Raw genomic sequence first — 14,532 nt, 5'->3', positions numbered from 1 at the left:
GGACTGCGCAGCTGATCACCAGTTGATCTCAATATCAACTACGCTTTACCCGTTGCATCCGGTCTAACTGCCACGAGAGGACGACGTGCCCGAGGGAACGGACGATCCCGCGCTCTCCGCGACGGAGGAGCTGGCGCTGGCCCGCCTGGCACTCGACGAGGGCGACCTGCACCACGCCGCCGGCCACCTCGCCGGCGCGTTGGCACGGGCCCCCACCCTGCCGGAGGTGCACGAGACCCTCGCCCGGCTCGCCGTGTCGAGCGGCGGCGGCCTCGACCTCTTCCCGATCAACCACCACACCTTCGTCGGTGCGGTGGTCGCCCGCGCCCACCTCCTCGCCACCGCCGGGCGTCCCGCCGAAGGGCTGGAACTGCTGGCCGCGGCGACGTCGTACGCGCCCGGCACCGAGTGGGCCGGCGTGCCCTGGGTCACCGCGCCCGAGCTGACCGAACGACTGGAACCGGAGCACATCGCCCGCGTCCTCATGCAGGTCTGCGCCGCACTGCCCGACCCGGTGCCACGGATCGGCCGGGCCCCGCTGACCCCGTACCTCACGCTCGCCCGCAACGCGGCGACGGTGCACCCCGAACACGGCCTGCTGCTGGGCGCGGCGTCCGCGCTGGCCCGGCGCCTCGGCGAGGTCGAGCTGGCGGTCCGCTGGGCCACCCGAGGGGTACGCGCACAGCCCTCGAAGATGGGCGAGGTGTGGCTCGGGTACGCGTACCGCAGCTCGGGCCGGACCCGCGACGGCCTCGCGGCCCTCGGTCGGGCCGTCGAGCTGGACCCCGACGACCTGGCGATCTACGCGGACATCGCCGGCACCCTGGCCGAGATCGGCCGGCTGGACGAGGCGTTGGAGTGGACCGAGCGGGCACTGGCGCGCGATCCGTCGTTCGACTGCGCGGTGCACACCGCTCACCGCCTGCGGCACCTGCGCGACGGCGACCTCGCCCACCTGGTCGCGCTCGCCGACTTCGTACGCGACCACCCGGACGACAGCCACGAGCACGGCGACCTGGCCCAGTGCTGCCGAGGTCGGCCCTGGCTCGGCCAACTCACGCCGGCCGGCGGGCCCCTGGTCGACGCGATGCGCCAGGCGGTGGCCGATGACGACAACGGTCTCGGCGGTGCCGTACGCCTGTCCGCCGCCGCCCCGCCGAGCGCGGTCGGGACGGCGATCTCCACAGCCCCCGGGCTGCGGATCGAGGTCGTCGGCGCGCCGGAGCCCGACCCGCGCGAGCCCCGGCGGGAGTCAGCTCAGCGGTTGTGGCACTACGCGGACACGGTGCCCACACCCGCGCTGGCGGCGCCCTCGGCGACGGCTGTCGAACGGATCGGGCAGATCGCCCATCCGGCGTGGGCACATCCGCCGGCGGCGTACGACGCCGCGGTGGGTCTGGCCGGCCTCGACGTGGACGACCTGCTCGGTCTGTTGGTGCACCCGCCGGCGGCACCGGCGAACGCGGTGGGTCGGCTGCTGGCGGCCCACGACCCGTCGGTCTGGGTGCGTGGAGTCCAGGTGTGGGCCTGTCTGGGGCTGCTGCACCACCGCACCGACGAGCCGTGGGAGGGCTCGACCCGACGCCGGGTGCTGCTCGATCTGATCTGGGGCGTCGAGGACTGGGTCACCGAGGCGGCCCTGTTCGCCCTGGTCACCGCCGCCTGGGTGGACCCTTCGGTGCGACCGGACGTGGCCCGGGTGGTGGCGGAGCGGCTGGCCGACGCGGCTGACGTGGCGCGCAGCCGACCGGTCCCGATCGCCGCCTCGCTGGCTCACCTGGCACTCGCCGCCCCGCAGTTGGATCCGGCGACGGCGGCACTGGCCACCGAGCTGCTGAGAGCCAACTCCCCCCGGCTCCCCCGCCCTCGCAACCCCCTGCGCCGCCTCTGGCAACGCCTGCTCCGCCGCTGATTCCCCGCAACCCCGCGATCTTGCACTTACTGTCGCCGTTTTGTCGGAAACAGTGCTTGTGCACGCGCACAAAGTGCAAGATCGCGGGGTTTGGGCGTCAGGCGACCGGGGCCTTGCCGAGTGCGACCTCGGCGTCCTCCTCCGGAGTGGCCTGCGGCGGCGCCTCGTTCGCGGTGCGCAGCGGGATCTCCTTGATGAACCAGGCGAGCACCGGGATCGCGACGGTGAACAGCACCGCCCAGAGGAAGACGTGCGAGATCGAGTCGGCGAGACCGCCGAGCACCGCCTCGCGCGCCTGGGCGGGCAGTTCCCTGAGCTTCGCCAGGTCCATCCCGCCTCCCCCGCCTCCGCCATCGAAGGCCGCGCCGGCGGCGGAGTCGGCGAGCCGGTTGGCGAAGATCGCGCCGAACAGCGAGATGCCGAACGATCCGCCGATCGACCGGAAGAACGTCGCCGCGCCACTGGCCGCGCCGAGGTCCTTCTGCTCCACGCTGTTCTGCGCGATCAGCATCGACGTCTGCATCAGGAAGCCCATACCGGCGCCGAGCACGACCATGTACAGCGAGGACACCAGCTTGCTGGTGTTGACATCGAGCATCGACAGCAGCGCCATGCCCGTGGTCATCACCACGCCACCGATGATCGGGTACGCCCGGTACCGACCGGTCTTCGTGATTGCCCGGCCGACGACAAGCGAGACGACAAGCATGCCGAACATCAGTGGCAGCAGCAGCAGGCCACTGTTCGTCGCCGACGCCCCCTGCACCGTCTGCTGGTAGAGCGGCAGGAAGTTCATCGCGCCGAACATCGCGAAGCCGAGCAGGAAACCGATCAGCGAGATCAGCGCGAAGTTGCGGTTGGCGAAGAGCTTCAGCGACAGGATCGGCTCCGTCACCCGGCGCTCGACCAGGCCGAACGCCACCAACGCGACGACGGCCAGCACGGCCAGGCCGAGGATCTGCGGCGACGTCCAGTCGTACTCGTTGCCACCCCAGGTGGTGATCAACACGATCCCGGTGATGCCGACCGAGAGCAGCCCGGCGCCGAGCCAGTCGATCCGGTGCTCGGTGCGGTACTTCGGCAGGTGCATGGTGCTGATCAGCACGAGCAGCGCGATACCACCCAGCGGCAGGTTCACGTAGAACGCCCAGCGCCAGGAGAGGTGGTCGGTGATGAATCCGCCGGCCAGCGGGCCGGCGACCATGGCGATGGCCATGATGCCGGCGATCATGCCCTGGTAGCGCCCGCGCTCGCGGGGCGGGACCAGGTCACCGATGATCGCCATCACGCCGACCATGAGGCCGCCGGCGCCGAGGCCCTGCACGGCCCGGAAGGCGATGAGCTGGACCATGCCGTCCTCTGGACCGCCGAGCATCCCGGAGCCGGCCATGCCACAGAGGGCGGAGCCGACCAGGAAGACGACGACCGAGGTCAGGAAGACCGACTTGCGGCCGTAGAGGTCACCGAGCTTGCCCCAGATCGGGGTGGAGACGGTGGTGCCCAGGACGTACGCGGTAACCACCCAGGTGAAGTGGTTGAGCCCGCCGAACTCGCCGACGATCCGCGGTAACGCGGTGCTGACGATCATGTTGTCGAGCATCGCGAGCATCATCGCGATCATCAGCCCGAACAGCACGACCCGGATGTTGTTGGGTCGCGTGCCGGCCTGGGTTGCCTGAGTCATGGGTAAGCTCCCCCCGAAGATTGCCGTACTTACTTGCCGCCCGGCTAGTCACCTTACTAGCCGCACGGTAAGTTGGGTACGAGGAACGGTCAAGCCATTTGGAGGGCGTGGGTGAGCGAGAGCACAGGCGGCGGGACGCGGGAACGGATCAAGGCCGTCGCGCTCGAACTCTTCACCGAGCAGGGGTACGAGAAGACCTCGCTCCGGGAGATCGCCGAGCGCCTCAACGTCACCAAGGCCGCGCTCTACTACCACTTCAAGAGCAAGGACGACATCGTCGCCAGCTTCGTCGAGGACCGGCTGGAGCGGATGGACGCGCTGACCGCCTGGGCCGCCACCCAGCCCGCGACCCTGGCCACCCGGCGCGAACTGATCTCCCGCTACGCCGACACGATGTTCGACGGCACTCAGCCGTCGGTGATGCGCTTCTTCGAGCAGAACCAGACCGCGCTCAAGAGCCTCTCCTCCGGCCAGAAGATGCGCGGCCGGATGATGGAGCTGGCCGAAGCGCTCTGCCGGGGCGACGACTCCCCCGCCGCCCAGCTACGCGCCGCGCTGTCCCTGTTCGCGGTGCACACCAGCTGGTTCGCGGTCCGCGCGCCGCACATCAGCGACGACGAACGCCGCAAGCTCGCCCTGGAGGTGGCCGACGAACTGCTGGCCGCCATCGGCACGCAGCCCGACGCCTGACCATCTCGTGATCGATGTGGCCGGTCCGGCCTGTCGGTGGTCCGCCGGCCGGCCGACCTGAGCCCGCCGGTCGCCGGCTCAGCCGCGCGTCAGCTCCAGCCGGAGGCCGAGCAGGTCCACACCCGGCAAAGGTGACCAGTCCTTCTCCGGCGAACGGACGAAACCGCGCCGCGAGTAGAGCCGGTGCGCCGAATCGGCCATCCCCGCCCGGACGCAGATCGCCACCGCCGTGCAACCCAACTCGGTCGCCCGGTCGACACACGCCTCGACCAGTGCGGCACCCACACCCCGCCCCTGAGCGCCCGGGTCGACGGCGAGCATCCGGAACTCGGCCTCGCCCGGCCCGGCCAGCTCGGCGAACGGGCTGCCCGGCAGCACGAACGTGACCGAGCCGAGCACCGCCCCGGTCACCTCGTCGACAGCGACCAGCACCTCGCCGCTGGCCGCCCGGGTCGACACGTCGGCCAGCACCTCGCCGTACCCGTGTTCGCCCTTGAGCTGGCCGTCCGCCTCGTACGCGGCGACTGTCAGCCGGGCCACGCCGGGGAAGTCGACCGACTCGGCCGAACGGACCCGCAGCCCGGTCAAGCGATCACGGCGATCAGGTCACCGTCCTGCACGACGTCGCCCTCGTTGACGACGAGCTGCTGGAGCACACCATCGGACTCGGCGACGACCGGGATCTCCATCTTCATCGACTCGAGGATCACCAGGGTGTCGCCCTCGGTCACCGTGTCACCCGCCGTGGCGACGATCTTCCAGACGTTGGCCACCATCTCGGCGCGGATCTCCTCGGCCATGTCCAGGCCCTCCCTCTTCGCGACGTGCCTGCCGATGTATCCAATCATGCGTCGACCGGCGGTGGGCGGGCAGCGGCGCAGCCGGGATGACAGGCCCGCCCTGGGGAAGGCGGCGGGTGTCGACCGCACTACCATCAGCGGGTCGGACCCGACGCCGGACCGCCGGTGGCCGCATCCGCGCCGAGGTCGTGCGCAGGACGGATCCGACCCATCACGAGGAGGTCAGCATGGCGAAGAAGTCCAGGAAGAAGAAGGCTCGTAAGAAGAGCGCCGCGAACCACGGCAAGCGTCCCAACTCCTGAACGGGTCGGCGGGCCGACTGCCCGTCGTCGCTCAGCCGGCCGAGGCCGGGTACACCGGTGGCCCGGGTCGACATCGACCCGGGCCACCGGTCTTGCCAGCTGGTGCCGACGCTCGGTCGGCGGGCTCAGACGATCAGTCGGCCAGCTCACGGGAGTCGCTGGTCTCGAAGACCACCAGCTCGGTGAGCTTGACCCGCAGCCGCTCACGCAGCTCATCCGGCGCGGTCTCGTTGCCGCAGCAACGCGCCACCAACGCCCGCACCTCCTGCTCCAGCCCGTACTCGCGCAGGCAGGGCCCGCACTCGTCCAGGTGGTGCCGGATCAGCGAGCGACGTTCGTCGGCGCACTCCAGATCCAGGTAGAGATACACCTCCGCGAGCACTTCGCGGCAGTCCGTCTCGTGCGGCTCCCCACAGCTCACGTCACACCTCCCGGCCGGCAGCGGCAGTCGAGCCCTTCGCCGAGCGGGCCGCACTGAAGCCCCGCTCCCCGGCGTAACGCTCGAGCAGCTTGCGCAGATTACGACGGCCCCGGTGCAGACGCGACATCACGGTACCGATCGGCGTGCCCATGATGTCCGCGACCTCCTTGTAGGAGAAGCCCTCGACATCGGTGAGATAGACGGCCAGGCGGAACTCCTCCGGCAACTGCTGGAGGGCCTCCTTGACGTCACTGTCCGGCAGCCGGTCCAGTGCCTCGGTCTCGGCCGAGCGCAACCCGCTGGAGGTGTGCGACTCGGCCTCGGCGAGCTGCCAGTCGGTGATCTCCTCGGTGGGCGCCTGGATCGGCTGGCGCTGCCGCTTGCGGTAGGAGTTGATGTAGGTGTTGGTCAGGATCCGGTAGAGCCAGGCCTTGAGGTTCGTGCCCTGCTCGAACTGGTGGAAGGCCGCGTACGCCTTCAGGTACGTCTCCTGGACCAGGTCCTCGGCATCCGCCGGGTTGCGTGTCATCCGCAGCCCAGCAGCGTAGAGCTGATCGACGAATGGCATCGCGTCCCGCTCGAATCGGGCCCTGCGCTCGTCCGTCTTCTCGGTGGTCAACCGCACATCCCCTCGCGTCGGATGCTTTCCCGCCGAGGATACGCGCACGGACCTGCCCGCAGATTCACTTCCGGCCGGTGTGCCCGTGCTCACCGCACCCACCCCGCCCGGTCCCGCTGTCGCGGGCCATTCCGGGCCGTCCAGCAGCCGCTTCAGCTGCCGGGCGTCCCGCTCGTCCCGTTCCAGGCTTCGTGTCTCGGTTGGCACCGGTCACCCCCTCGCAGAAAAGTCGTCCCGGGGGTAGTAACGCGAGATGACCACTGGGGCATTCCGGCCGCCCCTCCCCGTTCCTGGTCCCGGCCCCGACGGCGGCCGGCGCTGGGACCAGGAAGGGCCTGGGAGGACTGGTATCACCGGCCCTGCTCGGGCCGGCGGCACCAACGGATGCAACGACCCGTGCCCGCGCCGGAAACGGTCGACCCGGCGAGCCGGGCGCGACGGGTCAGCCGGCCGCCCAGCCCTGGGCGGACAGCCAGTCGCGCACGACGGCGGCGGTGCCAGCCGGATCGCGGCGCAGGTCGTGCGTCTCACCGGGACGACTCACCACCCGCACGGTCGGTCCCGGCTCCGGCGTCCCGAACGGATCCCGGTCGCCGTTGACGACCAACGTCGGCAGGCCGGTGCCCAGTTCGGCGGCGCGGGAGCGTTCCGGCCGGCCAGGCGGGTGCAGTGGAAAGGCCAGTGCGACCACACCCACCGCGCCCACCGCACGGGCCGTCCGACAGGCCACCCGTGCGCCGCTGGAACGCCCACCGACCACCACCGTCGGCACGTCGGCGTGCCGGGCGCGCAGCTCGGCGAGCACCGCCGTCCAGGCCTCGTCGAGGTGACCTGCCGGTGCCGGCGCACGTCGACCGGCGACCCGGTACGGCTGCGTCACCCGGACCACGGCCAGGCCGGCCGCCACCGACGCGTCCCGGACCGCGAGCAGGTCGGGTGCGTCGACGCTGCCGCCCGCGCCGTGCCCGAGGACGAGCAGGGCGGTGGCCGGGCGGACCGGCAGGTCGGTGTCGATCCACGCCGGGCCGCGCGGGGTGTCGATCTCGTTGCTGGCTGGCACCGGCCTATTCTGCGCCGCCGGACGGGTATCGCGTGCGAACCGGGCCGCCGATCAGCTCAGCGGGACCAGGGCGAGCAGGCGATCGCGCACCGGCGGGCCGGCGTCGTCGATGGCGTCCGGATCGGGTTCGACCTCCCCGCGCCAGGCGACCAGCATCGCCCGTCGTTCCCGCGGCGTGGTGCCGCCCCACACGCCGTGGCAGTCACCGACGTCGAGGGCCCACGCCAGGCAGGACCCCTGCACGTCACAACTGCGACACAGCGCGACGGCGGCGTCCGCCGGCTCGTTCGGTGCCGGAAAGAATGTCTCTGGATCGACGCTCTGGCAGGTTCCTCTGGTGCGCCACGCGTCGTCCTGGCGCCGTTCTCGCACGGCCCGCAGCAGTCGCGGATCTCGCCGCGCCGCTGCCACCTCGTGCGGGCGCGGCATACGTGCCCGTGTCATCCGCCCACCTCCCCCGTGGGACCGGCAAAAGCTGTGGACGTCGTCCGCCCCGTGCGGACCGACAGCCACTACCGGCGCTGTGTTCTATCGCACTTCGCAACCTCGGGACAAGGGTCTGCCGGGAACATGACTGAACAGCCAGGAGACGAATCGCGCGAACCCTGGCAAATCGGCGGCCGACTATGCGCCGCAGCGTCAGAACAGGGTCAGCTCCTGCGGTGACACCGTCGGCGCCACCGCCACCCGCGCGGTCAGCTGCGGCCCGTCGTTACGAACGTCCCCCACCGCCGCACCCACCGGCCGGATCTCCAACCCCGCCAACTGCTCCGCCGACGCCTCGGTGAGCAGCCGCCCCGGCTCGTCGGTCGGCGCGAGCCACGACGACCACCGCTCAGGTGGCAGCAGCACCGGCATCCGGTCGTGCACCTCGGCCAGGTCGCCGAGCGCCGTGGTGGTCAGCACGCTGAAGGTGAGCCGGGTCTCGGCGTCGGACTCCCAGACCGACCAGATGCCGGCCAGCGCGAGCACCGAGCCGTCCCGGGGGGTCATGAAGTACGCCTGTCGCCCGCCGTCGGGCAGCCGGACCCACTCGTACCAGCCGTCGGCCGGGACCAGGCAACGGCGACGGGAGAAGGAACCGGCGTACGCCCGGCTGGTGGCCACCGTTTCCGCCCGCGCGTTGATCATCCGGGCGGCTCCCGACGCGGACCGCGACCAGTGCGGCAGCAGACCCCAGCGGCCGACGCAGAGGCTGCGGTGCCCCTCCGGGCTGACCCGGACCAGCGGCACCCTGTCGGTCGGCGCGACGTTGTGGTCCGCCCGAACCAGGCCGTCGGAGTCGTCGGACGACTCGAACAGCGCGCTCAGCTCGCCGGAGCTCCGGGTCGTCGCGTACCTGCCGCACATGGGGCACACGCTAACGCGTCGGAGGCCCCGTCGGCTGTCCCGCCAACCGGGAGTACGAACGCCGGGTACCGCCGCCCGCCCGCCGACACGGCAGAATGTAACGGTGGGCAACCTGACCGCGACCCGGCCGCCGCAGCCGTGGACCGCACCGACCGCATCCGACCCGGTGGCGGCGACGCTGCGCCTGCCCGGTTCCAAATCGATGACCGCCCGGGCCCTGGTGCTCAGCGCGCTGGCCGCCGGCCCGTCGACGCTGGCCCGGCCACTGCGCGCCCGTGACACCGAGTTGATGGCCGCCGGCCTGCGGGCGATGGGCGCCCACGTCTCGATCAGCGACGACGAGCGCTGGCTGGTCCGACCGCACCCGCTGGCCGGCCCCGCCCACGTCGACGTCGGGCTGGCCGGCACCGTGATGCGGTTCGTGCCACCGGTGGCGGGCCTTGCCGACGGCCAGGTCACCTTCGACGGTGACCCGTACGTGCGCACCCGCCCACTCGGCCCGCTGGTCGACGCGCTGCGCTCGCTGGGCGTCCGGATCGACGTCACCGGCGCCGGCAGCCTGCCGCTGACAGTGCTCGGCACCGGCCGGGTCACCGGCGGCGAGGTCGTGATCGACGCGTCCGCATCCAGCCAACTCGTCTCCGGGCTGTTGCTGGCCGCCCCGCGCTTCGACCGGGGCGTCGTGGTCCGCCACGTCGGGCGGCCGGTGCCCTCCGCGCCGCATCTTCGGATGACGGTGCAGATGCTGCGGGCCGCCGGCGCGGCGGTCGACGACAGCACCCCCGACGTCTGGGCCGTCGAGCCCGGCCCACTCACCGGGCGCGGCTGGGACATCGAACCGGACCTCTCCGGCGCCGTGCCGTTCTTCGCCGCCGCACTGGTCACCGGCGGTGAAGTCACCTTGCAGGGCTGGCCGCACAGCAGCGCGCAGCCGGTCGAGAAACTCCGCTCGCTGCTGCAGCGGATGGGCGGCGAGGTCACCCTCTCCACCAACGGGCTGACCGTCCGTGGCACCGGCGTGGTGCACGGTCTGACCGCCGACCTCTCCGACGTCGGCGAGCTGACCCTCGTGCTGACCGCGCTGGCCATGCTGGCCGACTCGCCGTCGGTCTTCACCGGCGTCGGGCACATCCGCGGCCACGAGACCGACCGGCTCGCCGCGCTCGCGCGCGAGTTCGGCGGGCTCGGAGCGGACATCACCGAAACACCTGACGGGTTGGAGATCCGGCCCCGACCGCTGCGCGGCGGCGTCTTCCGCACCTACCACGATCACCGCATGGCGCACGCCGCCGCGGTGGCCGGGCTCGCCGTTCCGGGCATCGAGGTGGACGACGTGGGGTGTACCTCCAAGACAATGCCCGAGTTCCCGGCACTATGGTCAGCGATGGTGACCGGCAAGTGAGCGTCCGGACGCTCACCAAGAGCTGACGCGAGAAGAGGACAGGTCCTGGCGACCAAACGGCGGGAGTACGACGAGGACGACGTGCGGGTCCGGCCCGGAAAGTCGTCGCGCCCACGTACGCGCACCCGCCCGCAGCACGCCGACGCGGTGGACGGGTTCGTCATCGCCGTCGACAGAGGGCGCTACACCTGTGTGCTCTCCGGGGCCGAACGCGGCGTGGTCGGCGCCGAGCTGCCCACTGTCACCGCGATGCGGGCCCGCGAGTTGGGCCGCAAGTCGGTGGTGGTCGGTGACCGGGTCAGCCTGGTCGGCGACACGTCCGGCGCGGAGGGCGCGCTCGCCCGCATCGTCCGGATCGCCGAACGTCGCTCGGTGCTGCGCCGCACCGCCGACGACGACGAGACCACCGCCGAGGGTCGGCTGGAACGGGTCGTGGTGGCCAACGCGGACCAGTTGGTGATCGTGAGCGCGTTGGCCGACCCACCGCCGCGCACCGGGTTCATCGACCGCTGCCTGGTAGCCGCGTACGACGCGGACGTCGAGCCGCTGCTCTGCCTCACGAAGGCCGACCTGGCCGGGCCGGAGGAGGTGCTCGGCTACTACACCGAGCTGGAGCTGCCGTACGTGCTCAACCGCCCCGACTCCGACCTCGACGCGCTCCGCGCGCTGCTCAGCGGCAAGGTGTCGGTGCTGGTCGGGCACTCCGGCGTGGGCAAGTCGACGCTGGTCAACCGCCTCGTTCCGGACGCGCTGCGCGCGGTCGGCGTGGTCAGCGCGATCGGCCGGGGCCGGCACACCTCGACCAGCGCGGTGGCGCTGCGGTTGCCACCGGTGCCCGGGATCGACACCGACCCGGGTTGGATCATCGACACCCCCGGGATCCGCAGCTTCGGGTTGGCGCACGTCTCGGCCGACAGCCTGCTGCACGGCTTTCCGGACCTGGTCGAGGGCACCGTCGACTGCCCACCGAACTGTCCCCACACGGCCGACGAGGCCGAGTGTGGGCTGGACGCCTGGGTGGCCGCCGGTAAGGCCGACCCGCGCCGGCTGGCCTCGTACCGTCGGTTGCTCGCCTCCCGGGCCGGCGAGGGCGACTCGCGCGGCGACAGCGACCAGCGCGGCCCCGGCGAGGATGACCGGCGCGGCCCCGACGAGTGACGCGACGGGCGTGGGCTAGGTTGCCGGCATGACCGGGTACGCCGACGACCTCGCCCTCGCCCACCTGCTCGCCGACCGGGCCGACGCCATCGCCACGGCCCGGTTTCGCGCGCTCGACCTGCGCGTCGAGGCGAAGCCCGACCTGACCCCGGTCTCCGACGCGGACACCGCTGTGGAGCGGGAGATCCGCGCCCTGCTGGCCGAGCATCGGCCGGCCGACGGGCTGCTCGGTGAGGAGTTCGGCGCGCAGCCGTCCGCCGACCCGAACGGCCGCCGGTGGATCATCGACCCGATCGACGGCACCAAGAACTTCGTCCGTGGCGTGCCGATCTGGGCCACCCTGATCGCGCTCTACGACGGCGACCGGCCGGCTGTCGGCGTGGTGTCCGCACCAGCGCTCGGACGACGTTGGTGGGCCAGCGCGGGCGCGGGCGCGTACGCCGGGCCGGGCCCCGCGGCCGGTGAGCGGATCGGCGTGTCCGCGGTGCGCGGGGTGGCGGATGCCAGCTTCTGCTACTCCTCGTTGAACGGGTGGGAGGAAGCCGGGCGGCTCGACGCGGTGCTCGACCTGATGCGGAACAGCTGGCGCAACCGGGCGTACGGCGACTTCTACGGCTACATGCTGTTGGCCGAGGGGGCACTGGACGTGATGGTCGAGCCGGAGTTGTCACTGTGGGACGTGGCGGCGCTGGTGCCGATCGTCACGGAGGCGGGTGGCTCGGTCACGGATCTGGCCGGACAACCGGCTCCCGCCGGTGCTCCGGGCACCGACAGCAGCGTGGTCGCCACCAACGGTGTGCTGCACGCCGACATCCTCGTGCGCCTCAACCGACCAGCCGAGCGCTGACCCCCGGCAACCTCTATCCTCGCCAGGTGGTCTCCTCCGGTTGGTGCTTCCTCGCGGTGATGATCGTCGCGTACGGCTTCGCCAATCTGCTCCAGTCGGTGGCGGCGGCCCGCACCACCGTCCACCACACCTTCGATCCGGGCCTGCTGCTGCGCCTCGCTGGGCACCGGACGTACCTGGTCGGTCTCGGCTGTCAGATCGCCGGTTTCGTGCTCGCCTTCCTGGCCCGGCGGGACCTGCCGCTGTTCCTCGTGCAGGCCAGCGTGGCCGCCGGGCTCGGGGTGACCGCCATCCTCGGGGTGCTGGTGTTGAAGTGGCGGCTGCCGGCGGCGGAGGTGGTGCTGCTGGCGCTGCTCTTCGCGGGGATCACCGCACTGGTGTTGTCCGCCAGGCCGGCGCCGTCGAAGCAACTCGGCACCGCCGGCTCGATCGCCCTGCTGGTGGCACTGGGCGTGATAGCGGTGCTCGGCTTCTTCGCCGTCCGGCTGCACGGGGCGCCGGGCTCGGTGGCCCTCGGCTCACTGGCCGGGCTGGCGTTCAGCTCGGCCGCTGTCGCCGCCCGGCCACTGGCATCCGCGCCGTCCGCCGAGGCGTTCCTCGCCGACCCGCTGTTCTACCTGCTGATCGCCCACTCGATAGTGGGTCAGCTGCTGCTCGGTCTGGCCATGCAGCGCGGCTCGACGACCGCCGCGGTCGCCGCGATGGACGCCGCCGGCGCGGTGCCGGCCGCGATCGTCGGCCTGCTGCTGCTCAACGACAAGATCTGGCCGGGGCGGGAGTGGCTGGCCGCGGTCGGCTTCCTGGTGACCCTGGCCGCGGTCATCGGCCTGACCCGGTACGCCGAACCGCAGCAGCACCGTTCGGTGACACGCCGTCGGGACCCCGCCATGGTCGGTGCCGGCCAGCCGGGCTGACCGTCCGGCACCGCACCACGGTTGAAGGTCCCGCAGCACCGCCGACTCACGCCTCGACGGGCTTGCGGCGGCTCACCACCCGTTCGTAGAGGCGTTCCAGCGCACCGGCGGTCCGCTCCCAGGTGTAACTGCTGCGCACCCGGTCCACAGCGGCGTGCCCGTACGCGAACCGACCGGCGTTGTCGCCGAGCAGCCGGCGCAGCGACACTCCGAGTGCCCGTACGTCACCGGGGGGCACCAGGCGGCCGGTGACCTCGTCGACGACGGCGTCCGCCAGACCGCCCATCGCGTAGCCGATCACCGGCACACCGCAGGCCATCGCCTCCAGCGAGACCCGTCCGGCCGAGGAGTAGTGCGGCGTGCAGGCGACCACGTCCGCCGACCGGTACCAGGTGGCCATCTGGTCGTGCGGCACCGCCCCGACGAGCCGTACCTGGTCGACGACGCCGAGCTGTTCGGCCAACTCGCGCAGCCGTCGCGCCTCGGCGTGGTTGACCAACTGGTCGGCCGGCGGCCCGCCGGCGATCACCAGCTCGGCGTCACCGACCAGCCGCATGGCCCGGATCAGGTCCTCCTGGCCGTGCCCGGCGGCCAGCGAGCCCACCGAGAGGATCCGGGACCGCTGTTCGCGCGGTGCCGCCTCGCCGTCGGGATGGAACAGGTCGATGTCGACGCCGGCCGGCACCAACGCGACCGAGCTGCGTTGCAGACCCATCCGGGTCAGCTCGTCGACCTCGTCGTTGGACTGGGCCACGGCGATGTCGACGGCCCGGGTCAACGCGCGCTCCAGCGTGATCCGCTGGCCCGGCCCGTCGTAGTGACCACCCAGGTGACGCAGCTGTTCGATGCCGAGCGAGTGGAACGTCTGCACCACCGGAATGTCGGTCTCCCGGACGGCGTGCGCGGCGGCCAGGCCACCGACCCAGTAGTGCCCGTGCACCACCTCGGGCCGCCAGGACCCCGACCACTCGTCGGCCAGCCAGCGGCCGACCTCCGTCACGTACGGGATCAGCTCGGCGGTGGGCAGTGGGGTGGGCGGGCCGGCGGGCACCTGGTGCACCTGGTAGCCGTCGACGTTCATCGTCGCCGGCAGCGTCGGGTCGTCCCGGCGCACGTAGAGCCGGACGTCATGGCCTCGCTCGGCCAGCTCGGCGGCGACCCTCGCGGTGTGCTGTCGGGTGCCTACCGGCGGGCCGTCGGCGTGGCGGTAGGAACTGGCGTGCGCGCAGACGAGGCCGACGCGCATGGGTCACCTCCCTGCGATCTTTCCTCGGCGGTGGTCCTCCCGGTCAGAGCGTCCCATTAACCCCGCGACGCTGAGCCGAAACCTGGCAGATCAGGAAGAGTCCCCGCGAGTGCCACCGACACTTGCG

Annotated in this window: 16 protein-coding genes; 7 read left to right on the top strand and 9 right to left on the bottom strand. The window is 71.9% G+C overall.

Annotated features, from left to right (window positions below):
• The first annotated feature begins 85 nt into the window (after window positions 1-85).
• Window positions 86-1,912, top strand: a complete 1,827-nt coding sequence (locus ACFYPG_RS16445) for a tetratricopeptide repeat protein (RefSeq protein ID WP_355008156.1) — start codon at window positions 86-88, stop codon at window positions 1,910-1,912.
• A 97-nt stretch (window positions 1,913-2,009) separates the two neighbouring features.
• Here the strand turns inward: ACFYPG_RS16445 and ACFYPG_RS16440 are convergent, their stop codons facing one another.
• A complete protein-coding gene (locus tag ACFYPG_RS16440; protein WP_355008157.1) occupies window positions 2,010-3,596 on the bottom strand; it encodes an MDR family MFS transporter in 1,587 nt (528 codons plus the stop codon).
• Between the two features lie 111 nt (window positions 3,597-3,707).
• On the opposite strand from ACFYPG_RS16440, the gene ACFYPG_RS16435 reads away from it, so the two are divergent.
• A complete protein-coding gene (locus tag ACFYPG_RS16435) occupies window positions 3,708-4,286 on the top strand; it encodes a helix-turn-helix domain-containing protein (RefSeq protein ID WP_355008158.1) in 579 nt (192 codons plus the stop codon).
• Between the two features lie 78 nt (window positions 4,287-4,364).
• On the opposite strand, the gene ACFYPG_RS16430 is transcribed toward ACFYPG_RS16435, so the two are convergent.
• Both ACFYPG_RS16430 and ACFYPG_RS16425 read right to left on the bottom strand, forming a co-directional pair.
• Window positions 4,365-4,874, bottom strand: coding sequence for a GNAT family N-acetyltransferase (locus ACFYPG_RS16430; protein WP_355008159.1), 510 nt, complete (start codon window positions 4,872-4,874; stop codon window positions 4,365-4,367).
• Window positions 4,871-5,092, bottom strand: coding sequence for a biotin/lipoyl-binding carrier protein (locus ACFYPG_RS16425; RefSeq protein WP_387352728.1), 222 nt, complete (start codon window positions 5,090-5,092; stop codon window positions 4,871-4,873). The genes ACFYPG_RS16430 and ACFYPG_RS16425 overlap by 4 nt, the downstream gene beginning before the upstream one ends.
• Before the next feature lie 221 nt (window positions 5,093-5,313).
• On the opposite strand from ACFYPG_RS16425, the gene ACFYPG_RS16420 reads away from it, so the two are divergent.
• Window positions 5,314-5,388, top strand: a complete 75-nt coding sequence (locus tag ACFYPG_RS16420) for a 50S ribosomal protein bL37 (RefSeq protein ID WP_369814844.1) — start codon at window positions 5,314-5,316, stop codon at window positions 5,386-5,388.
• A 133-nt stretch (window positions 5,389-5,521) separates the two neighbouring features.
• On the opposite strand, the gene rsrA is transcribed toward ACFYPG_RS16420, so the two are convergent.
• The 5 genes from rsrA to ACFYPG_RS16395 all read right to left on the bottom strand — a co-directional run bounded on the left by rsrA (window position 5,522) and on the right by ACFYPG_RS16395 (window position 8,838).
• On the bottom strand, window positions 5,522-5,809 hold the full coding sequence (gene rsrA / locus ACFYPG_RS16415) for a mycothiol system anti-sigma-R factor (protein ID WP_030336658.1): 288 nt from the start codon (window positions 5,807-5,809) through the stop codon (window positions 5,522-5,524).
• Between the two features lies 1 nt (window position 5,810).
• Complete coding sequence (locus ACFYPG_RS16410; RefSeq protein ID WP_112583674.1) at window positions 5,811-6,635, bottom strand: sigma-70 family RNA polymerase sigma factor; 825 nt, start codon at window positions 6,633-6,635, stop codon at window positions 5,811-5,813.
• Window positions 6,636-6,870: 235 nt separating this feature from the next.
• Window positions 6,871-7,488 (bottom strand): alpha/beta family hydrolase, encoded by a 618-nt coding sequence (locus tag ACFYPG_RS16405; RefSeq protein ID WP_387352568.1) that lies wholly within the window; start codon window positions 7,486-7,488, stop codon window positions 6,871-6,873.
• Between the two features lie 51 nt (window positions 7,489-7,539).
• A complete protein-coding gene (locus ACFYPG_RS16400; RefSeq protein ID WP_091406097.1) occupies window positions 7,540-7,932 on the bottom strand; it encodes a WhiB family transcriptional regulator in 393 nt (130 codons plus the stop codon).
• Between the two features lie 195 nt (window positions 7,933-8,127).
• Complete coding sequence (locus ACFYPG_RS16395; protein ID WP_387352566.1) at window positions 8,128-8,838, bottom strand: SOS response-associated peptidase; 711 nt, start codon at window positions 8,836-8,838, stop codon at window positions 8,128-8,130.
• 103 nt (window positions 8,839-8,941) lie between these two features.
• Between ACFYPG_RS16395 and aroA the strand changes: the two genes are divergently transcribed.
• The 4 genes from aroA (at window position 8,942) to ACFYPG_RS16375 (ending at window position 13,159) form a co-directional block, all read left to right on the top strand.
• Window positions 8,942-10,240 (top strand): 3-phosphoshikimate 1-carboxyvinyltransferase, encoded by a 1,299-nt coding sequence (gene aroA / locus ACFYPG_RS16390; protein ID WP_387352564.1) that lies wholly within the window; start codon window positions 8,942-8,944, stop codon window positions 10,238-10,240.
• A gap of 81 nt (window positions 10,241-10,321) precedes the next feature.
• Window positions 10,322-11,398, top strand: coding sequence for a ribosome small subunit-dependent GTPase A (rsgA, locus tag ACFYPG_RS16385; protein WP_355008164.1), 1,077 nt, complete (start codon window positions 10,322-10,324; stop codon window positions 11,396-11,398).
• Window positions 11,399-11,426: 28 nt separating this feature from the next.
• Window positions 11,427-12,245, top strand: coding sequence for a histidinol-phosphatase (hisN, locus tag ACFYPG_RS16380; RefSeq protein ID WP_387352563.1), 819 nt, complete (start codon window positions 11,427-11,429; stop codon window positions 12,243-12,245).
• A 59-nt stretch (window positions 12,246-12,304) separates the two neighbouring features.
• Window positions 12,305-13,159 carry a hypothetical protein gene (locus ACFYPG_RS16375; RefSeq protein WP_355008243.1) on the top strand — a complete coding sequence of 285 codons (855 nt, stop codon included), beginning with the start codon at window positions 12,305-12,307 and terminating at the stop codon, window positions 13,157-13,159.
• 46 nt (window positions 13,160-13,205) lie between these two features.
• Here ACFYPG_RS16375 and ACFYPG_RS16370 read toward each other — a convergent pair whose 3' ends face one another.
• Window positions 13,206-14,405 carry a glycosyltransferase gene (locus ACFYPG_RS16370; RefSeq protein ID WP_355008166.1) on the bottom strand — a complete coding sequence of 400 codons (1,200 nt, stop codon included), beginning with the start codon at window positions 14,403-14,405 and terminating at the stop codon, window positions 13,206-13,208.
• Window positions 14,406-14,532: the final 127 nt, after the last annotated feature.

The organism is Micromonospora sp. NPDC005553, assembly GCF_042871765.1.
In the GTDB taxonomy this organism is placed as follows: domain Bacteria; phylum Actinomycetota; class Actinomycetes; order Mycobacteriales; family Micromonosporaceae; genus Micromonospora.
Note: the sequence above shows the minus strand (reverse complement) of the source record. Positions and strands in the feature narration are given on the sequence as shown.